Source organism: Chitinophaga sp. Hz27 (assembly GCF_042263525.1).
Classification (GTDB): domain Bacteria; phylum Bacteroidota; class Bacteroidia; order Chitinophagales; family Chitinophagaceae; genus Chitinophaga.
In genome coordinates this window covers 524,627-544,402 of record NZ_JBHKFJ010000003.1, presented here as the reverse complement: position 1 = coordinate 544,402, position 19,776 = coordinate 524,627, and the positions used below count along the sequence as shown (strand labels likewise).

Annotated in this window: 17 protein-coding genes; 6 read left to right on the top strand and 11 right to left on the bottom strand. The window is 41.3% G+C overall.

The window, feature by feature from the left end; all coding sequences use genetic code 11:
* Positions 1–99: 99 nt before the first annotated feature.
* Positions 100–852, top strand: a complete 753-nt coding sequence (locus tag ACE38W_RS09040) for an SDR family oxidoreductase (RefSeq protein ID WP_375830223.1) — start codon at positions 100–102, stop codon at positions 850–852.
* Between the two features lie 116 nt (positions 853–968).
* Here the strand turns inward: ACE38W_RS09040 and ACE38W_RS09035 are convergent, their stop codons facing one another.
* The 3 genes from ACE38W_RS09035 to ACE38W_RS09025 form a co-directional block, all read right to left on the bottom strand.
* The gene (locus tag ACE38W_RS09035; RefSeq protein WP_375830222.1) at positions 969–1,709 is read right to left on the bottom strand and encodes a hypothetical protein; all 741 of its coding nucleotides are present in this window, start codon (positions 1,707–1,709) and stop codon (positions 969–971) included.
* A 330-nt stretch (positions 1,710–2,039) separates the two neighbouring features.
* Positions 2,040–3,134 carry a serine hydrolase domain-containing protein gene (locus ACE38W_RS09030; protein WP_375830221.1) on the bottom strand — a complete coding sequence of 365 codons (1,095 nt, stop codon included), beginning with the start codon at positions 3,132–3,134 and terminating at the stop codon, positions 2,040–2,042.
* A 223-nt stretch (positions 3,135–3,357) separates the two neighbouring features.
* Complete coding sequence (locus ACE38W_RS09025) at positions 3,358–3,720, bottom strand: winged helix-turn-helix transcriptional regulator (protein WP_375830220.1); 363 nt, start codon at positions 3,718–3,720, stop codon at positions 3,358–3,360.
* A 158-nt stretch (positions 3,721–3,878) separates the two neighbouring features.
* On the opposite strand from ACE38W_RS09025, the gene ACE38W_RS09020 reads away from it, so the two are divergent.
* The gene (locus ACE38W_RS09020; RefSeq protein ID WP_375830219.1) at positions 3,879–4,208 is read left to right on the top strand and encodes an antibiotic biosynthesis monooxygenase family protein; all 330 of its coding nucleotides are present in this window, start codon (positions 3,879–3,881) and stop codon (positions 4,206–4,208) included.
* Complete coding sequence (locus ACE38W_RS09015) at positions 4,193–4,693, top strand: group II truncated hemoglobin (protein WP_375830218.1); 501 nt, start codon at positions 4,193–4,195, stop codon at positions 4,691–4,693. Before ACE38W_RS09020 ends, ACE38W_RS09015 begins: the two co-directional genes overlap by 16 nt.
* Before the next feature lie 595 nt (positions 4,694–5,288).
* Here ACE38W_RS09015 and ACE38W_RS09010 read toward each other — a convergent pair.
* The 3 genes from ACE38W_RS09010 to ACE38W_RS09000 form a co-directional block, all read right to left on the bottom strand.
* Positions 5,289–5,948 carry a DUF2306 domain-containing protein gene (locus ACE38W_RS09010; protein ID WP_375830216.1) on the bottom strand — a complete coding sequence of 220 codons (660 nt, stop codon included), beginning with the start codon at positions 5,946–5,948 and terminating at the stop codon, positions 5,289–5,291.
* A gap of 119 nt (positions 5,949–6,067) precedes the next feature.
* Entirely contained in the window at positions 6,068–7,036 is a 969-nt protein-coding gene (locus ACE38W_RS09005; RefSeq protein WP_375830214.1) for a phosphatidylinositol-specific phospholipase C, read from the bottom strand.
* 79 nt (positions 7,037–7,115) lie between these two features.
* Positions 7,116–8,213, bottom strand: a complete 1,098-nt coding sequence (locus ACE38W_RS09000; RefSeq protein WP_375830212.1) for an acyltransferase family protein — start codon at positions 8,211–8,213, stop codon at positions 7,116–7,118.
* Positions 8,214–8,490: 277 nt separating this feature from the next.
* On the opposite strand from ACE38W_RS09000, the gene ACE38W_RS08995 reads away from it, so the two are divergent.
* The gene (locus tag ACE38W_RS08995; RefSeq protein ID WP_375830210.1) at positions 8,491–9,516 is read left to right on the top strand and encodes a sensor histidine kinase; all 1,026 of its coding nucleotides are present in this window, start codon (positions 8,491–8,493) and stop codon (positions 9,514–9,516) included.
* Entirely contained in the window at positions 9,513–10,235 is a 723-nt protein-coding gene (locus ACE38W_RS08990; protein WP_375830209.1) for a LytR/AlgR family response regulator transcription factor, read from the top strand. Before ACE38W_RS08995 ends, ACE38W_RS08990 begins: the two co-directional genes overlap by 4 nt.
* A 57-nt stretch (positions 10,236–10,292) precedes the next feature.
* Here the strand turns inward: ACE38W_RS08990 and bglX are convergent, their stop codons facing one another.
* The 5 genes from bglX to ACE38W_RS08965 form a co-directional block, all read right to left on the bottom strand.
* On the bottom strand, positions 10,293–12,569 hold the full coding sequence (bglX, locus tag ACE38W_RS08985; RefSeq protein WP_375830207.1) for a beta-glucosidase BglX: 2,277 nt from the start codon (positions 12,567–12,569) through the stop codon (positions 10,293–10,295).
* A gap of 16 nt (positions 12,570–12,585) precedes the next feature.
* Positions 12,586–13,449, bottom strand: coding sequence for an endonuclease/exonuclease/phosphatase family protein (locus tag ACE38W_RS08980; RefSeq protein ID WP_375830205.1), 864 nt, complete (start codon positions 13,447–13,449; stop codon positions 12,586–12,588).
* Positions 13,450–13,484: 35 nt separating this feature from the next.
* The gene (locus ACE38W_RS08975; protein ID WP_375830203.1) at positions 13,485–14,141 is read right to left on the bottom strand and encodes a GDSL-type esterase/lipase family protein; all 657 of its coding nucleotides are present in this window, start codon (positions 14,139–14,141) and stop codon (positions 13,485–13,487) included.
* Between the two features lie 86 nt (positions 14,142–14,227).
* A complete protein-coding gene (locus ACE38W_RS08970) occupies positions 14,228–15,298 on the bottom strand; it encodes a FecR family protein (protein WP_375830202.1) in 1,071 nt (356 codons plus the stop codon).
* Between the two features lie 82 nt (positions 15,299–15,380).
* Complete coding sequence (locus ACE38W_RS08965) at positions 15,381–15,923, bottom strand: RNA polymerase sigma factor (protein ID WP_375830200.1); 543 nt, start codon at positions 15,921–15,923, stop codon at positions 15,381–15,383.
* A gap of 332 nt (positions 15,924–16,255) precedes the next feature.
* Here ACE38W_RS08965 and ACE38W_RS08960 point away from each other — a divergent pair, with 332 nt between their 5' ends.
* Entirely contained in the window at positions 16,256–19,657 is a 3,402-nt protein-coding gene (locus tag ACE38W_RS08960; RefSeq protein ID WP_375830198.1) for a SusC/RagA family TonB-linked outer membrane protein, read from the top strand.
* The last annotated feature ends 119 nt before the right edge of the window (positions 19,658–19,776 follow it).

Genomic DNA, 19,776 nt, shown 5'->3' with positions numbered 1-19,776 from the left:
TAAATATAATTCGTGGAATAAAAAGAACTATAAATTAGCAAGAAACGGGTTTAATCTGGTGATGCGGCATTTTAATTTCGTGCAAATAAATTATAGAAGATGCAGCGATTAAAAAACAAAACGGCCTTAATTACAGGTGGAACAAGCGGAATTGGAAAAGCCACAGCTATTGATTTTATTGAAAATGGAGCGTCCGTGATTATTACTGGACGTTTCAAAAACACCGTAGATGCTACCGTAAGTGAACTGGGGACTAACGCCAGTGGTATTGTTTCTGATGCCGGAAAAATGGATGATATCCTAAGCTTAGCCGATAAAGTGAAATTAATCTCACCTCACATAGATATTCTCTACGTAAATGCTGGTTTTGGGAAGTATGCCCCGTTAGAGCTGATAGATGAGTCGCATTTTAATGAACAATTCGATGTAATCGTTAAGGGCACACTGTTTACAGTGCAACAGATTTTACCTTTAATGAAAGAAGGTGGATCAATTATATTAAACACTTCTATTGTAACAGAAGTAGGAATGCCTAATTCTTCTGTTTACTCAGCTGCAAAAGCTGCAGTACAATCGTTTACAAAAACATTTGCTTCAGAATTAGCTCCAAGGAAAATCAGAATCAATGCGGTTAGCCCAGGGCCTATAAATACCAATTATTTCGATCGATCTAATTTGTCAACAGATCAGGTGCAGGCGATGGCTGGAGCTGTTATGCCACAGGTTCCACTGGCTCGTTTTGGAGAACCCTCAGAAGTTGCAAAAGTGGTGACCTTTTTAGCATCCGAAGACGCTTCATTTATGCACGGTACAGAATTATTTGTTGATGGTGGATTCCCAAAGATTAAATAATTCAAGGTATAAGTTGGATTAGCTAAGGATATCACTGTCTGCCAGAAATATATCATTATAGAAACGGTTGCCCATCTGCTTTTGGGCAACCGTTTTTAAACTAGTTTAATAAGCGATTAGAAGTTTGCTGACAGATAATTGCTGCAAGCAGGATCAGACGATGCAAGTGTTGACGCATTGTATGGAGGCCTGTTGGTATTACAGTATTTGGCTTCTGAAGATACGGCAAGGTATTCTGCCTGGTTGGAAAGTACATAAGAACCAGGAGCATACACGCCGGAATAGTAACAGTTTACATACATGTTGTAAATGGTAGAATTACTGAAGCCGCCGGATATCCACTGATCGTGGAGGTAATGGGTCAATTCATGAAAGATCACATTACCTGGACCAGTATGAACACTGCGATAGGTGGCGAAATTTACAATATATACGTTCCCGTTATTGTAGAAGAGATCGCCACTTCCGGGACTAGAGTATACATTGATAGGCGCACCTGTCATTCTTGATTTGGTGGTGCTAGTTGTACTGGTGTTATACAACTGATCAATTTCTCCGTTTACCAGCGCTTTGATATCACTGGGAACGGTACCTGAGTAATTGATGGTAAAAGAACGGTAGCTAGCAGCTGCTACAGCTCCTGATGCCTCGCCACGGGCATTTTTGTTTTTGTTGAAGAAGTCGATCACTTTCTGACGTTCAGGGGTAATGGTAAGGTGATCTTCAACGGCTTGCTGGGCTACAGGTTGCGGTGGTGCTACAGGTGCAGGTTTGTCTTCTTTTCTACAGCTGGTGATGACCATAATGCTTAACAGCAAGGCAATAGCCGAGTTAACACGGACTTTTGAGTGTCTCATTGGTTAGATTTTGGGTTAATTGCTCATAATAACCTACATGATATATCATATTGACTCTATCATATTTGTAGGCTTTAAAATCGCCACAATACTACTATGCCCCACTGTTATGTGGTTACATGATTAGCAGACTGCTGTTATGCGCTCCTTCAATTCTAGCCCTATTCAAGAGATATCTAAATGACAAACAAAACCTTCTGTTGAATTTCGAGGTACTAAAAAAAATATATTTTTTTCTCTGGTGAAAATGAATACAGGTATGATCGCCTTGGTGCTGACTGCTTATTTTCCTGAATATTATATACTCGTAGATGAGTGCTATGGCCTACATCAGACTGCTGTATTTTGTATTACTCCATCATTGGACAGCTCAATGAATAACTCTTTTGCCAGTGGATAAATTGATTCCATGTACCTCCCTGGTGCAATGTTTGATAAAAGTATTACAGCGCATTCATTTTTTCGGTTTATCAGCAAAGAAGCACCATAACCTCCGGTGCCGCCATTGAGTCCTTGCATGCGAAGGCCTTCAGGTTGGATATGAAGTTCGTACCAACCAAGGTTAGAAATTTGTAAATCATTTATTGGGAATGTTTCCGTTGCCTGCAAGGTGGCAGCTGCGTCGTTGCAATCGTAAGCCATGATGGCAAATTTGGATAGATCTTCCGCAGTAGAAATAATACCCAAACAACCATTGAGAATTCCTCCATCCCAATATGCACAAAAGTCGTTCTGCTCATCGATCCCTCTCACCATTTCCGTTTTCACCTCACTAATATCGAATGATGATTGGTACATCTTCAAAGGTCTAAATATCCGCTCTGCTACAACCGCTGCAAAAGGTTTTTCTTCCACCTTTGATATAATATAACTCAATAAACCCGCTCCCAGATTGGAATAATTATGAGTTTCTCCTGGTTGACTATCCACACGAAGGTTTTGCGTTAAGTAAGTTATCAGCTGTTCCTCCGTGTAATTCTTAAAGGGATTAGCTTTATCAAAGTTGGATTGCGTGTCAAAATCAGCTGGCATCCGTGGAAGTCCAGCAGTATGCTGTGCCAGATGCTTTAAGGTAAAGGCTGGAGAATTCAACAGCGGAAAGGGAAGATGTTTTTGAGCAAGGTCGTTGAGTCCGACTTTCTTTTCAATGATTAATTGCGCAAGAATATGGCCTGTAAACGCTTTGGTAACGGAACCAATTTCGAAGGCGGCTAAATGATTATTGATTATTTCAATTATTCCATCTTGCCTGATCATACCATGATACTCAACCTGCTTTTTACTGACAAGTGCTATGGATACCTGTATTTTATCTGGCATCCTATTGAGTGTGTCTCCGAGCTTTTTAAATATCCTGGTATACATCTCACAAAATTGATTTTTAATAAACATGAAATTGAAGATAAAATAAAATTTGTCAGGCATGATATCCAAACATTTGCGACAAAAGAAAGGAGCCGCTCCTTCATTTAAATAAATAGCGCTGAGGCAAGGCATCATAGAAACTTTAAAAAACAAATAAGACCCTTGTTATAAAAAGGAATGATCTCCGCTTAATGAAAACGATCGGAACATGAAACCTTACATTGTAAGAAATGTAGGATAGTATAATATTGTTATCTCTCTATAAAAAATATAAGATAATTATTTATATAAATGCTGATCCTGCAAATAATCTATCCCATGTTTCTTTAAAATACTTAACTCCCCAGCTACTAACAAATTCATACATCGGCGCCAGCGACTTCCCATCCTCGGATAAAATATACTCTACTCTGTAAGGCTTGCTGGACAATACATTTTTGATAATAAGGCTATCGCGCTCCAGCTCTTTTAACTGTTGACTAAGCATCTTCTCAGATATACCTGGTAAGTTATCTCTTATCTCTACATAACTTCTTTTTTCAAAAATATGCAGATGCGAAAGTATCAGCAGTTTCCACTTGCCACCAATGAAGCCTAGCGTTACATCTACGGGACAGGTATATGTTTTGTCGTTTAATTGTATCATAAAAATTTTGCTTAAAAAGGTATCCTACTTTTTAGTAAGATATTGACCGCCATTACACATCGCCTTAATTTTATTCCCGTACTCAATCAATTAAAATTATGGAAAAAGTGATTGCATTTATTTTTTTTATAACGACCGCATTTACCCAAACTCAAAAGATGCAAATGGAAGATAAAAACTATTCAACAGAAATCATCAGGTACAATATACCTCTGCCGGAAAGAACAAATTTTGAGGACGCCTATAAACAAGCTGGTAGGTGCTTACAGGCTTCTGTTTTTTGTTTGGGTTACCAGGTGATTCATGGTAGTGAAGAACCCAATCACTACATCGTGATCATTCACTGGACATCGGAGCAGGATCATTTAAACGGTTTCAGGAAAAGCGCCGAGTTCATGCCCTTTTTCAACCTGGTCAGTAAATTTTATAATAACATCGAAGAAATGAAACATTATAACCTCACAGATAATCAATGGCAAAGGAAATAAAAAGTACTGCGGAAGAAAAAGTGATTCCCACTTTATATGAATGGGTGGGCGGAATGCAGGTTTTTGAGAAACTGACGGCTGTCTTCTATGAAAAAGTTTTACAGGATGAGCTACTGGCGCCGGTATTCAGGCATATGTCGTCGCAGCATCAGTTGCATGTTGCCCACTTTATTGCGGAGGTTTTCGGTGGTCCGAAAACGTATAGCCATGAGGAAGGTTCTCATTATGAAATGATCCGTAAGCATATGGGGCGTCATTTGACGGAACAACATAGAAAACGCTGGGTAGCGCTGCTATTAGAAATTGTTGATGAAATATGCCTTCCCGATGATCCTGAATTCCGTTCGGCATTTGTAGGTTATATAGAATGGGGTACGCGTCTGGCGGTGATGAATTCAAATTCGGATGATATTAAGGAAGGCGAACATGTCCCAATGCCTAAATGGGGATGGGGAGAAACGGAAGGGCCATACATCCAAGATTAATAACTAGATTAATTTACTAGCTTGATTCGTTGGCCTTGCAATGTAATAGCAGGGCCATTTTATATTATAGCAAGTTGAAAAAGTCTATTCCATTACGCTTACTTTTTTATTTTACCATTAACACTACAGCCATATGAAGCTCGTTACGGATATATTGTTTACAATATTTTTTGTAATTGTTGTGTTCCGGGGGCCAGTGTTTATCGCCAATGCTTATTACAGAAAAGCCCAGAATAGTGGGCCTAAATACGCAATCGTATGGGTGATCCTGTTATCTTTGATAAGTATCTGTATGTTCTTTTTATTAACCTGCATCTTCTTGTTTGTTAGATTTTATTTTATGTTTTAGATGAACTTTATATCCTATGATTGATATACTGAAAGCATTACTGACATTGACTGGTATCGGAATGTTCTTTTATGTTCCTTACGTTATTTCCAACTATATTTATAAAAAAATGGAGCATGCTGGAGTTCGAGCTGCGCGCGCATATCGTAATATATTTTATATCTGTTTTTTGGTGGGATTAGGAATAGTGATTATCAACTTGTCTGGTTGTCATTTTGAACGGAGATAAGCGTATATACGTTTATGTTATACAGATTGTTTTTTCCCAGTAAACTTATTCTTTCTATTATTCCGGATATACCATTCCGCCAATAAAATATTTGGTACAAACCCAAGCCAGGCGTCGATTTTGTATAGCAACTCAGGATCAGGTACCAATGTATTACCAAGTACAACTTTCCAGGTTCTCAGTGTAATCGCCGAAAGTGTAAGTGCATAACTTCGTATCATAAATTCCTTATGTAGCTGGATATTCCCCTTCTTTGCAGCTAGTATTGCTTTTAATGTAAACCAAGCCCATAGGTAATCCAGCACCACAAATGCGATTTTTGATGGCAGCATGCCATTGGCATAAATTGCCATTATAAATCCCGCTGGAAAATTGATCAGCAAAATATCCCAGGCATATATTCTTCCTATAAGCCGATGTAACTTTTTATTTTCCTGTAATATCGAAGGCATGAATTGTGTGAACCCTGCTGCCAGCGTCAGTATGCTGGAAAATACATGCGTGTAGAAAGCCAGCTTCCAGATGCCTATATGAAGATATGCTTGTTTGTATTGCAAGAAGCCAACGTTATCCTTAAAGCTGACATACTGAAGAACGGTATTCAACATAAGTATAGTAGCCACAGACAATAGCAGGTACAAGGTAATCAGGCGTAGGATAGTGATGGCAAGTTTCAAGGATTGTTATACTTTCTGTAAATATAACAGTTGGGAGTCAATATCAATACTAGACAACCTTTTCACCCATTGTATCAACAACAGATGAAAAGGTTGTGATGAAAATGATTGCCCTTGGATTAGAAATTTGTGTTGATGATCAGCGTATTCCTGTCTGAGTTAGCGAAGTCCATTGGCATAATACCAAAGCGACCATGCGTATGACTGGTGAAGTAGCTGCTCAGCTGAGGGTTAATGGAATTAGAAACCGTGGTAATGCTTGGAATACCAAAGATCAGTGCCTTGTAACCGCTGCTGAAATTGATGTACAGTGTAGACTGGCTACCAGATTGAGCTTCAGTGAACAAGTTGTTGATGCTATTCCATTTACCATTGTTGTCAGGCACCTGGTACTGATCTTGAACGCGTAAATTGGCGTTGCCATTGTTGATGGAGAAAGTAGTGTTGTCGGCCCAATTGGTGGCATCAATACCTTTAGGTGTGCTGGATGCACCAAATCTTCTGAGCAGTACGATTTTACCTCTTACTTGTCCGAGGGTAGGCACAGTAGCACCCAGGTACCATTTGGATGGCTGTTGCTGGGTGTAGGTGTCAAAGGTTTGCTCAAAAGTTCTGGTGTTGTTGCTTGGGTCATACTCTTCTTTCACGCTCATCACAATAGTTTCGGTAGGGTTGTTAGCCAGGAAGGTCAGCGCGGCATTGATTACATCCTGGAAATTCATGTTCTGATAAATGCTACCATGATGAATAGCAAATGCATTATCAATGTGGCGACACCTGATGTCGAGGAAACGGGTACCAGCGTCCAGCTGCTGTGCAATGGTAAGGTCCTGGCATTTAGCTGTACCGCCAATAGGTTCGAAGCGCGCGCCGCTGTCGTGCGTACCTGGAATGCTAATAGCAGTCAGGCTGGTGTTGTCGGCGAGATTACTCATCCAACCATTGAGGGTAACGGCCAGACTAGCGTTAACAGCCTGGGTTTTAACGGCCATAATTTTTTCGGGCTGACTGATGCCGTTCATTTCATCTTTCTTACAACCAAAGAGGGTACTGGCAGCAAGGGCCAGAAAAAGGGTCTGTTTTTTCATAGTGAAAGCTTTACAAGATGAACACATCATCCGGCATCTTTAACTATTGAAAGGTGGGGAATTAATAATTCGGTAACATTTATTGTAAAAACCTCTTCCGCCATCCCGAACTAGGTTTCTCCACAATCTCTCGCATGAGAACTGCGGCTAGAATGCAGGATGCTGTTGCAATCAGCAATGTTAGAACACTATCCCTTTCAATGTTTAATCTCACAACATATTGTTGTACAAGATGAATGACGATTTTATGTATTAAGTATAAAGCGTAGGATAATATTGCTATATATGATGTTATGATAGATGAATGCCGATATAATAAGTTGGCAGGACTAACCGCTGCAAAGACCAGGCATCCATATCCTATACTTACTAACGGAAACCCATATACGGATGCTGGAAAAGTGCTTTGATCTTCACAAATAAAATATGCCGCAGTTAGAATCATTAACCCGGCCACCATAATAAAATGGCTATAGGATTGGATACGCCTGGTCAATAATGGTTGGAATCGCAACATCGCCGCAATGCTGATACCTATTAATAATCCATCCAGGCGTGTATAAGTTGGATAGTAAATATACTTGTACCAGTAGATCCATGTGTAATCTCCGGCGTTTGATACCAATATATTCCAGCAGCAAGCCCTTAGTATTATTCCTGCAATTAATAAGGAAGGAATCAGCCACCAGCTTTTATGGAATAGCTTTGTTTTTTGTAAGATTATTAATGCGAATGGAAACAGCAGATAAAATTGTTCTTCTATGCATAACGACCAGGCATGTGAGAAAGTTCCTTGTATGCTAACGTCCAGTCCGAGGTTTTGGGTAAAGGTCAGATACTTCCATAGCGGCGCTGGTGCGGCTCTTTCTCTTGCATCGGGGAATAAAAAATATATCGCTACTACCAGCAAATATGGTGGAAGTATTCTGAAAAAACGTTTAATATAAAAAGTTTTTACAGAGATTTTTCCCTGTTCCTGACCGTCGGTGAAAAGCTGCGTGGCAATTAGGTAGCCACTTAGTACAAAAAAGAGGTCTACACCCGTCCAGCCGAATTTGCCAAGGTCGGTCAGCCATTGAGGAGAGGCAAATAAACGTCCGTAGTGATAGATAAATACCAGTATGATGGCCAATGCGCGAAGGTGATCCAGTCCGTTTAGTCTTATTTTTGGCGGCATGTCTATAGTTTTTGCGCACAAATGTATTTGGAGAAACAGCGAGTTTTCCGGGAAAACGATGAACCATTTATAGAAACCGACGGAAATTGGGAGGATACATGAATGGCGTATTTGTCTGCAATTTTGAGCTTTTGGGGAGGTAATTCTTGCATTCTGTCGTAATCCTTGTGGATGATATAGAAAATGCCAATATTTGCCGGCTATGGGCATTGTTGGTTTATTTCTGAATTATTGTAGAAAGCATCGGGTACAGTCACACTTTTTTTTCTGGGGAGCCATGTTGTTATTATCTATCAGCACCGATTTTTTTGAGGGGCCGTCGTGGTCTTTTATGAGTTCGCTGATATATGGATTGGCGTTGTTTATTACACAGATACCTACGGCCTATTTCCTGGCATATTTTGTTATTCCACGGTTGTCCTCTCACAACAAAGTCATTGCCACCACAATTCTTGCTATAATAGCCTGTTATCTCCTGAGCGTGCTGGCCAGAATCATAGTAGTGTATGTGGCAGAGCCATTGGTATTGCCATTTACACAGTGTACAGACCCGTTGGGGCCTAAGGAGCCATTATCAGAGATAGCCACGGACTTCTATAAGCTTTTCAAAGTTTATGTATATCATACTTTATCGCTTCCCTTTGTATTTCTTACGGTGAAGCTTTTTAAAGATCAGTATGATATGAGAGAGAAAGCGATCAGTCTTGAAAAAGAAAAAGTATTTACTGAATTGAAGTTGTTGAAAAATCAATTGAATCCACATTTTCTTTTTAATACTTTAAATAATATCTATTCATTATCGATAGATGGCTCACCACATACTTCTGATGCTATTTTTCGTTTGTCTGAGATGTTGGATCATGTGTTATATCGAAGTACGCAACCATTGTTGCCATTAAGTGAAGAAGTAAACATGATTGAAAACTATTGCAGCCTGGAGAGATTACGCTATACAGATAGGTTGAAGTTTCATTTGGAATTGGATATTATTCAGAATATACAGATTCCTCCTTTGATACTGCTCTCAATAGTTGAAAATGCTTTTAAACATGGGTTAAGCGACACAAAAGACAATCCATCTATTGATATTAAACTATCTGCCACGGCTGATAATCTCAAATTTAATGTTATCAATACTGTTGGAAACGATATGACAGATGCCAGAACCAACAAAATTGGATTGCAGAATATCAGGAAACAATTAGAACTAATATATCCGGGCCAGCATGTTATGGAGATATCCCGTGACAACCGCTATTTTAAAGTACATTTAGAAATCTGGATAAAACAAACCATTCGATGAAAGTAAGGTGCCTTTTGGTAGATGATGAACCCCTGGCGATACGCCTGTTACAAAAGCATTTGCAGCAGTTGGATAATTTCGAAGTTACTGCTACTTGTCATAATGCCTCCCAGGCGTATGAAATTTTATGTAGCGATGCTATAGACTTACTTTTCCTGGATATCAGGATGCCGCAAGTATCTGGGATTTCTTTTCTAAAAACATTGCGTAATCCACCTAAGACTATACTTACCACGGCTTACCGGGAATTCGCAATGGAGGCTTATGATCTTGGCGTAATAGACTATCTGTTAAAACCTGTTACCTTTGAGCGTTTCATGAAGGGCATAGAGAAATTTAATAGCTTGAACGCCGCCGTCGCGGCCATGCCTACGGCTACAAATGGAACTGAAAAATCTTACCTGATCATTAGATCTGGTACAAAGCATATGAAAATTTATACAGAAGAAATCTGTTATCTGGAAAGTATTAAAGACTATATAAAAATTCATACGACCGATAAATCGATCATTGCAAAGTATAGGATCAGTGATATAGAGGCTTCTTTAAATGAGAAAGGATTTCTCCGGGTACATCGTTCGTTTATCATCAACATAAACAAAATAACTGCGTTTTCTGCTACTGATATAGAGTTGGGTAGTATTCAGCTGCCGATCGGTGCCACCTATAAGGAATACCTCCGCAAGGCTATTAACCTGGATAATCATCTCCTAAAATAGTGCAGGGCCGATCAATCTCTTGATCGGCCCTGCACAGCATCTAATCTATCGTAATGACTACTGCAATTTGAACGCAGCTTCTTTCACATCACGGCTGTTACCACCGATGAATACTTTGAAATCACCAGGTTCTGCAACAAACTTCAGATCGGAGTTATAAAACTTCAGATCAGTTTCAGTAATATCAAAAGTCACTTTTTTCGACTCTCCTGCTTTCAGTGCAATACGTTGGAATCCTTTCAGTTCTTTTACCGGGCGAGTGATAGAACCTACCATGTCGCGGATATATAACTGCGCTATTTCCACACCATCTGTTTTACCAGTATTGGTAAGCGTTACAGAAGCAGTGATTTTACCACCAGCTTTCAAAGCGTTGCCGGATAAGGTGACATCGCTGTAAGAGAAAGTAGTATAACTCAAGCCATAACCAAAAGGATACAGCGGGTCATTGGAAACATCCAGATAGTTGGAGCGGAACTTGGTAAACCATTTATCGTTGCCAGCCAGTGGACGTCCGGTATTTTTATGATTGTAGTTTACAGGTATCTGTCCTACCAGCTGCGGGAAGGAAGTGGTGAGTTTACCGGAAGGGGTAGCGTCACCGAATAATACGTCTGTAATAGCTGCACCTGCTTCACATCCACCAAACCAAACGTTGAGGATAGCAGGAACATGCTGGTTTTCCCATGTAAGGGTCATAGGTCTGCCAGCAAACAGCACGAGTACTACCGGTTTGCCTGTTGCGAGCAGGGCTGCCAGTAATTCTTTCTGTGTGTCTGGAATGCTTATATCTGCTCTGCTGGCGGCTTCTCCAGTCATCTCGGAAGATTCGCCCAAAGCAGCAACGATGATATCAGATTGTGCAGCTACTGCCAATGCTTCTTTTTTCAGCTCTTCAGCGCTGCGGCCATCGCGGTGCAGGGAGCGGCCAAACATGGTACTGTTAATTTCCAGCATGGAGTCAGCAGTGAGGTTAGCACCTTTGGCATAATTGATTTTCACCTGGCTGCCTACTTCTTTTTGCATGGCTTCACGCAGAGAAGGGATATTTTTAATATCTGCAGATACAGACCAGGTACCGGTCATGTTCTCTCTGGTATCCGCCAGTGGCCCTATCAGGGCGATAGTGCCTTGTTTTTTCAGCGGCAACAGGTTTTGCTGGTTCTTCAGCAATACAAACGTTTCGGCAGCTCCTTTGCGTGCTTCCTGGCGTTGTGCGGCAGTGTAGATTTCTGTCTTAGCTCTGTTAACATCGCAGTAACGATAAGGGTCATCGAAGAGGCCTAGTTTGTATTTGGCTTCGAGGATACGGCGACAAGCAATGTTAATTTCATTGATGGTTACTTTGTCTTCCTGTAGGGATTGTTTCAGCGTACCGATGAAACCCTCGCCTACCATGTCCATATCAGTGCCTGCGTGTAAAGCTTGTGCGGAAACGGTTTTAAGATCGCCCAGGCCATGGTTGATCATTTCATTGATAGCAGTGTAATCTGTTACCACGAAACCGTTGAAGCCCCATTGCTTGCGCAGTACGTCTGTCATCAGCCATCTGTTGGCAGTGGCAGGGATGCCGTCTACTTCATTGAAGGAAGTCATGACGGTCATGGCGCCGGCATCTACAGCGGCTTTGTAAGGCGGGAAGTACTCATTGTACATCCTGACGCGGCTCATGTCGGTGGTGTTGTAATCACGGCCACCTTCTGCAGCACCATACAGTGCAAAGTGTTTCACACAGGCAAGAATGTTGTAATTCTTGCTAAGATCGCCCTGGTAGCCTTTTACCATAGCGGCAGCAATTTTGGAACCCAGGTAAGGATCTTCACCCGAACCTTCTGCAATACGGCCCCAGCGTGGATCTCTGGCAATGTCCACCATCGGGGAGAACGTCCAGTTGATACCGTCGGCGCTAGCCTCTGTAGCGGCAATCTGGGCACTTCTTTCGATCATGTCCATATCCCAGGAACAGGATAATGCCAAGGGAATTGGGAACGTGGTTTTATAACCATGCACCACATCCAAGCCAAATAACATAGGGATTTTCAGGCGACTGCCTTCCACAGCCAGCTGCTGGGCTTTTCTAATGTCAGCTACTTTGGTCATATTGAGCAAAGCGCCTACCTTACCTTCCCTGATATTTTTCTCAACGTTGGTACTTACCACCGAACCAGTTACGGCATCCCCGGAAGTAAGGAGGTTGAGCTGACCCAGTTTTTCTTCCAGGGTCATTTTGTTCATCAGGGAATTGATGAAAGTGTTCATCTTGGTATTCTGTGCCTGGCCGACATAAGTCAGGAAGCACAGTGCGAGTGTACAAGATAGTTTATAGAATTTCATGCGCTAAAATTAAAGATCAGAAACGAAGTCTGCAAGCAACCGGGAAATGGTCAGAAGGGAATCGAAGATCCCTGGAATCTGTCAACACCGCATATTTCAGTACTTCTATGTTATTGTTAACAAAGAGAAAATCAATACGGCCTTCCTTCACTACCTGCGTATAGTTATGGTATTTAAAATCATTAAAAGTGCTATCAGGGCCATATGGCTTGGTTTGTGAAATCAACTTTGCATCTTTAAATGACTGTACAATCGTACCATATGCGGTAGTCGCTGGATTGGAATTGAAATCACCAGTAATGATTACCGGTGTTTGGGCTGAGGAGAACGCCTTAATTTTCTCCAGGATCATTTTAGCGGCATTCTCTCTCGCAACTTGACCTTCGTTGTCAAAGTGCGTATTGAACATATAGAACTGCTTACCGGTTTTTTTGTCTTGCAAACATGCCCAGGTACAAATGCGGATATAAGCGGCATCCCAGCCTTTGCTTGGCTTTTCAGGGGTAGGAGATAACCAGAAGTTTCCCGATTTCAGCAGTTTGAATTTTTGTTTATTGTAGAAGATAGCAGAATATTCTCCTCCATCTTTCCCGTCATTTCTTCCAACACCTACATGTGCATATGCAGGCATTTCTTCGAGGTCTTTCATTTGGCCGGAAAGGGCTTCCTGTACACCAAATACATCGAATTCATGATATTGGATCAGGTCCTGCACCATTTCTTTACGGTGAGGCCAGGCGTTGGCACTGTCTGAAGGAACGTTCAGACGCAGGTTATAGGTCGCTACATTCAGCTCAATTTTTTTCTGTGCAAACAAGGCAGCAGGGAAAAGGGCGAGCAGCAATAAACAGTACCTTTTTAAAAAAGATCGTTGTTGCATGATAGTATCTGTAGATTGATGAAAAATTGAAGTTATTATTTCAGTACTGGCGCAATGGCTTTCTGCCAGATGGTATAGCCAGGGGCTTTCATATGCAGCTGGTCTTCTTTGAAGAGTTCCGCCTTGATGCTTCCATCAGCATTCAGCATTTTGTGATATACGTCTACAAAGGCCGTACGACGCTGCCTACGCAGGTATTTGCGAATGCTGGCATTGGCAGTCACCATCTTTTCCATCAGTCTCGCGCGACTAGGACTAGGTTTCAGTGAAACATATACAATAGGTACAGCAGGCATCTTACTCCTGATAATAGTGAATAAGGTCTGGAAGCGATGTAACACTGAATCAGCGGTTACACTGTCTGCATCGGCGAGGTCATTCTCTCCGCAATAGATCACGATCTGTTTTGGGTGATAAGCGAAAATGATATCATCTGCATAATGAATAACATTTAATAAAGTGGAACCACCGAATCCTCGGTTAATGATTTTTTTATCAGGGAAATAGCTTTGAACATCCGTCCAGTAAGTGAAAGACGAACTACCTATAAACAGGATCTCATTACCTGTCGGCTTGTTCAGGGAATCGGTGTGCTTAAATGCCTGGATATCGCTGTAGTAAGGATATTGCTGGGCATGGGCTGTTATCAGCAGAAAACAGCTGCAAAACGCGGTAAATAATATCTTCTTCAATGTAGTCAGTTTAAAAGCTCACTTTTAACTATAGTGTTGTGAAGCTTTCATCTTACCCCATTGAGCAAGAAAAAAATTATTGTGTATTATATAGGTCTGGTGCGAAGTATAATTGTCTGGGTATCTTTTTTAATAACCTGTGTGTGTAATACAGTGGATAATACAAACAGCGCGTCGTCGAGGGAATTCAGGAGTATAGGGCCATTGATGATTTTAGTGTCCAGCGTTTTATCCTCCATGATGATTTTTTTGCCGAAGGTATCTTCCAGGTATTTGAGAATTTCACTGACAGAGGGATTGTTGAGCATCAATTTGCGATCTTTCCAGGAGCTGAACTTTTCAGCAGCAATAGTTTCAGCAGAGGTCTTTTTATCTTCTTCATTATAAGAGATGAAATCACCTGGCTGAAGGATCAGATCTTCTTTATCAGCATTTTCAAAAGAAAGCCTGATCTTACCACTTTGCAGTGCTACTTCTGTTTTCTGTCGTCGTTGCCTGACATCAAAAACAGTTCCTAATACAGTAACGGTGAGGTCTTTCGTATGTACGAGGAATCTTTCCTGGTCTTTAATATTATTGGTGTCTTTGTTAATATGGACCACATTGAAGAGCGCTTCTCCCTTCAGCCAGATTTCTCTTTTTTCGCCTGTTTTCCATTTGCTGTTGTAGGAAATACTACTGTTAGCATTGAGGTCTACCAGAGAACCATCAGGCAGTGTTACCTGGCGAATTTCGCCGAAGCCTGTCTGTGCAGTGATTCTGGTTGCTGCTCTTGGGAAAAAGATATATGCTGCTGTGATAACGGCTATTCCGGCAACTATAGCTGCGATTTTCCAGGCCTTGCTGTAGGTGAAATTCCTTACTGGCGTGGCTTTGGATTGAATGCTTTCCTGGGCGCGGATCAGCTGCAGATGCTTTTCCCAGGAAGCTTGCGCCGCTTCGTCTGATGGAATATGCTGTTTGAAAGAGATATTTTTAAGATATAGATAAGCGTGGTCTATATCTGTTTTTTTGAGGGGCAAAGCAACACTCACTTGCTGCCAGTAGGCCTCAATTTCAGGGGTGGGCGCATATACCCATTCCTGGAAGTAAGGATCCGTCAGGAAGTCGTGTTCGTTATATTGAGAATATTTTTCAGCTATACTTTTTCTTTCCATTCTACTATTATAGTGGCATGTGCTGCAATAATTACCCCAAGTCAGGGAAGAAATTTACTAACAGTCTGATATTGAGCAAATTTTAAAATAAAATAGATAAGAACATAATGTTTTCTTTCAGTGCTGAAATACTCCTGGCCATTATTTTGTAGGTCGCTTTCACTGAAATTTTGAGAATAGATGCTACTTCCTGATAGGAAAGATTTTCATAAAACCTCAGGAAAACCGCCTCCAGCTGCCGACTGGTAAGGGTTTTAATAGCATGTTGCAGTTTGGTTTTCATTTCCTCATTCAGCTCATTGCTAACGATCACATTTTCTATCGAAAATTCATAGTCTTCTTCGGCAGACCGGTCAAAAACAATTTTATCATGCTGCTTGATTTTCTTCAGCAGTATGTATCGGAAGGAAGAGTACAGGTAGTAATTCGGAGAATCTACATGCGACAACTTATCCCGCCTGTTCCACACATCCAGAAAAACTTCCTGAATGCTATCTTCTATCAAAACAATATTAGTAGTGAATTTTCTGCCGTAGTTAAAGAATCGCTTGTAATATTCCTTGTACAATCCGGAGTAGGCGTCAATGTCGCCTTCTATAATATGCTGAAAAGTTGGATTGTCCATTACGCAGGTCAGAGATTAGTGGAATTTTTTACGGCAGCAAAGTTATTAAAAATGCATCACACAACACCAGTATTTCCGCCAGAAATGCCCACTGGTATGTTAACTAATTGTTATCGGGTATAGACTGATTTATAATATTTCCAGAGATGATTATGCTGTTTTTATAAATGCTTATATATATAGATATAAGTATTTCACTATCTCATCACCTGCCCATTGACATCTTTCTGAAAAAATATTTTTTAAAGGGTGGGGTAAAAAGATTTATCCCCGACACTTAATCAGCATAAAAGATAGAATCCATTTTATCTAACTAAAAAATCTATGCTAATATGACGCTTCGCTACTTTAAGCGGTTGCTTGTGCTACTTTTACTTGTCGGTCTTGGCATTCAGGCTAATGCCCAGAAAGCTACTTCGGTAAATGACGCTTTGAAAGCAATAACCAAAGAATTCAAAGCTGATTTTGTGTATGACCCGGCAGTTGTGAAAAACAAAACTACCAACTACAATCTTAATTTCTCCGGAAAATCCCTGGAAGACGTGCTCAAAGGCGTCCTGTATCCTAATGGCCTTGTATTTCTCTACGTTAAACCGAATTATTACACCATCGTCGAAAAAGACAGATTAGGTGAATATCAGAATCCATCTACGAAAGCAGATGATGAAAGTGCCAAAAATTTAAGCCAGAGCAACGAAAAAATTAAAGTAAGCGGTATCATCACCGACGAATCCGGACAACGTATCCCTAATGTAGGCGTCGTTGAAAAAGGTACTACCAACGCGGTAATGAGCAAAGAAGATGGTAGCTATACCATCACTGTTTCTAACGCAAATGCAGTGCTGGGGTTTACTTCCATCGGCTACACTCCGCTACAGGAAACCGTTGGCGGCCGCAGTACCATCCAAATCAAATTGCAGGAATCTACCAAACAATTAGGCGAGGTAGTAGTAACTGCACTTGGTGTTAAACGTGAAGAAAAAGCACTGGGATATGCTGTGCAATCTGTAAAAGGTAGCAACATGCAAACCGTGAAAGGTGTGGACCTCGGTACATCCCTCACTGGTCAGGTTTCTGGCCTCGTAGTGAAAAACTCTACTGAGTTCAACGGCCAGCCTACACTGGAAATGCGTGGCGAATCCCCATTACTGGTTATCGATGGTGTACCTTATGGTAACATGACCCTCCGCGATGTTCCTACTGATGATATCGAAAGCATTAACATGCTGAAAGGTTCTACCGCAGCGGCTTTGTACGGTGCGCGTGGTTCTGCCGGTGCTATCATGATCTCTACCAAACGTGGTAAAGAAGATCGTTTATCCATCGACGTTAATAGTAACACCATGTTCACGCTGGGATACCTCGCTATCCCTAAAACCCAGACTTCCTATGGTCATGGTCTCAACGGCCAGATTGCTACGGACTACGTTTGGGGTCCTAAACTGGACATCGGCAACACCGCTGTACAATGGAATCCTATCACTAAAAAGAATGAAGAAATGCCCCTGGTTTCCAGTGGTAAGAATAACCTGCAAAACTTCATGCAGAACGGTCTTATCACCAACAACAGCATCGCTGTTACCAAAGGTGGTAAAAACGGTTTCTTCAGAGCTGGTCTCAACCACGTATATAATAAAGGTCAGTTCCCTAATCAGAAACTGAATATCCTTAACTATACCATGAGCGGCGAACTGAAAGCCGGGGATAAATTCAGCCTGGAAAGCCATATGGGCTATACCCGCACCAACGCACCACAGCTGTGGGGTAGCGGTTATGGTACACAAGGTTACATCTACCAAATCCTTATGTGGACCGGCGCTGACTATGATATCAGACAATACAGAGATTACTGGGTTTCTCCTAACACCCAACAGAACTGGTTGTACAACGCATGGTACGATAACCCTTGGCTGATCGCTTATGAAAAACTGAGAAGCACCGAGCAAAATAAACTCAATGCAAGTCTGACCATGAACTACGCGATCACCAAAGATCTGAAACTGATGTTCAGAAACGGTTACGACTACTTCAAAAATGAAGATGGTATCAGAAACCCTGCTGGCATCTTCTCTACTAACGGTGCTTCATTCAATACCATCCCTGGTTCTACTACTATGGGTAATACCTTCAACTTCGCGTTTAGCGGTAAAGGTTTATATGGTATGGATGAAAGCTGGGGTAACAGTATCAACAGTGACCTGATCTTAACGTACAACAAACAGATTAAGAAATTTAATATAGACGCGTTAGGTGGTGCTTCTATTTTCTACTTCAAAAACAGAGAACTCGGCGCCCAAACAAGAAACGGTCTGGCCGTACCAGGATGGTATTCACTCGCTAACGCAGTAGCTTCTACTACTGCCGGTGTAGACGCTATCAAAAATAACTATGGTACCTGGTCCAAACAAACCAACAGTATCTACGGTAAAGTGACTGCATCTTACAATAACTTTGCATTCATTGACTTCACCGGTAGAAACGACTGGAGCTCTACACAGCCAGCTAACCAACGTTCTTATTTCTATCCTTCCGTTGCAGCAAGTGTTGTAATGTCTGAATTTATTAAGATGCCTGAGTGGGTTGATTTGTGGAAATTAAGAGGTTCATGGACTATCACTAAATCTCCACTGGATATCTACGCCAGCAATCTTTCTTATACTACAAATAATTCATGGGGTAATACCAGCGCTACCACGCCTGATAACCTCGCAGGTTCTGCCCTGTTGCCTACTACCACCCGTACCTGGGAATTTGGTACCGCTGGTTACCTGTTTGGCAAAAGACTTCATGTGGATGCAGCATACTATACCAAACTCTATTACAATACCCAGCTGAAACAAACATTGGCGCCTTCTTCCGGTTACGCAAGTACGCTGATCAATACCGGCGAAACCTACGCACGTCGTGGTGTGGAACTGACTTTAGATGGTACTGTAATGACTGCTAAAAACTTCCAGTGGAACTCCATGATCAACTTTGCATCACAGCATAGATATTATGTGGATATCGATCCTGTATATTCTGCAAAAAATCCATGGACTAAAGCAGGCGGCCGTTATGATGTGTATTCACAAACTGGTATGGCCGACAGAGATCCTAATGGTAATGTGATCTTCCAGAACGGTTTACCAATGATGAGCAAATACACCAAACAGTTTGGTTACACTGATCCTAAGTTCACTTTCGGTTTCGTGAACAACTTCAATATCTACAACTTCATGGTAAGCATTAGCATCGACGGCCGCATTGGCGGTGTGATGTATGATTATATCTATGCTAAGATGTTCGATACGGGTTCTTCTCCTGAAACAGATAACCAATGGCGTTATGACGAAGTAGTGAAAGGTCTGAAAAACTATGTTGGTAAAGGTGTGAAAGTAGTAAGCGGTGAAGTTACCTATGATAACTTCGGTCGTATCACTAAAGATACCCGTCAATACGCGCCAAACGATGTTGCAGTAAGCTATCAGAGCTATGCACGTGCATGGGGCAACTCTTACGAAGTAGGTGTGATGAACAAATCTTTCGTAAAACTGAGAGAAATATCTATCGCTTATCCACTGCCTAAAGCATGGTTTGGTAAATCAGGTATTAAAAATGCTTCTGTTGCAGTTACAGGCCAAAACCTGCTGCTGCTGACCAAATTCAAATATGCTGATCCGGATATTGATACTGAAAACATGAACGCTCCTGCACAACGTATGGTAGGTGTGAATGTGAAAGTAGGTTTCTAAATAGAATAAATAAGCTTGTCAGATGGAGGTAGCCATACCGTCTCTACAATGTAGAGAATACCACCCCAACTGATCTTTAACAAGTAGAGATCAGTTGCCAAAACAACAAACGGTGGTTA

Excerpts from the sequence above, each read along its gene's own strand:
- ACE38W_RS09020 (WP_375830219.1), top strand. The coding sequence starts at position 3,879 with ATGCAAATGGAAGATAAAAACTATTCAACAGAAATCATCAGGTACAAT.
- ACE38W_RS09030 (WP_375830221.1), bottom strand. The coding sequence starts at position 3,134 with ATGCCTGACAAATTTTATTTTATCTTCAATTTCATGTTTATTAAAAAT.
- ACE38W_RS09000 (WP_375830212.1), bottom strand. The coding sequence starts at position 8,213 with ATGCCGCCAAAAATAAGACTAAACGGACTGGATCACCTTCGCGCATTG.
- ACE38W_RS09035 (WP_375830222.1), bottom strand. The coding sequence starts at position 1,709 with ATGAGACACTCAAAAGTCCGTGTTAACTCGGCTATTGCCTTGCTGTTA.
- ACE38W_RS08970 (WP_375830202.1), bottom strand. The coding sequence starts at position 15,298 with ATGGAAAGAAAAAGTATAGCTGAAAAATATTCTCAATATAACGAACAC.
- ACE38W_RS08980 (WP_375830205.1), bottom strand. The coding sequence starts at position 13,449 with ATGCAACAACGATCTTTTTTAAAAAGGTACTGTTTATTGCTGCTCGCC.
- ACE38W_RS08990 (WP_375830209.1), top strand. The coding sequence starts at position 9,513 with ATGAAAGTAAGGTGCCTTTTGGTAGATGATGAACCCCTGGCGATACGC.
- ACE38W_RS08995 (WP_375830210.1), top strand. The coding sequence starts at position 8,491 with ATGTTGTTATTATCTATCAGCACCGATTTTTTTGAGGGGCCGTCGTGG.
- ACE38W_RS09005 (WP_375830214.1), bottom strand. The coding sequence starts at position 7,036 with ATGAAAAAACAGACCCTTTTTCTGGCCCTTGCTGCCAGTACCCTCTTT.
- ACE38W_RS09015 (WP_375830218.1), top strand. The coding sequence starts at position 4,193 with ATGGCAAAGGAAATAAAAAGTACTGCGGAAGAAAAAGTGATTCCCACT.
- ACE38W_RS08965 (WP_375830200.1), bottom strand. The coding sequence starts at position 15,923 with ATGGACAATCCAACTTTTCAGCATATTATAGAAGGCGACATTGACGCC.
- ACE38W_RS09040 (WP_375830223.1), top strand. The coding sequence starts at position 100 with ATGCAGCGATTAAAAAACAAAACGGCCTTAATTACAGGTGGAACAAGC.
- ACE38W_RS08960 (WP_375830198.1), top strand. The coding sequence starts at position 16,256 with ATGACGCTTCGCTACTTTAAGCGGTTGCTTGTGCTACTTTTACTTGTC.
- bglX (WP_375830207.1), bottom strand. The coding sequence starts at position 12,569 with ATGAAATTCTATAAACTATCTTGTACACTCGCACTGTGCTTCCTGACT.
- ACE38W_RS09025 (WP_375830220.1), bottom strand. The coding sequence starts at position 3,720 with ATGATACAATTAAACGACAAAACATATACCTGTCCCGTAGATGTAACG.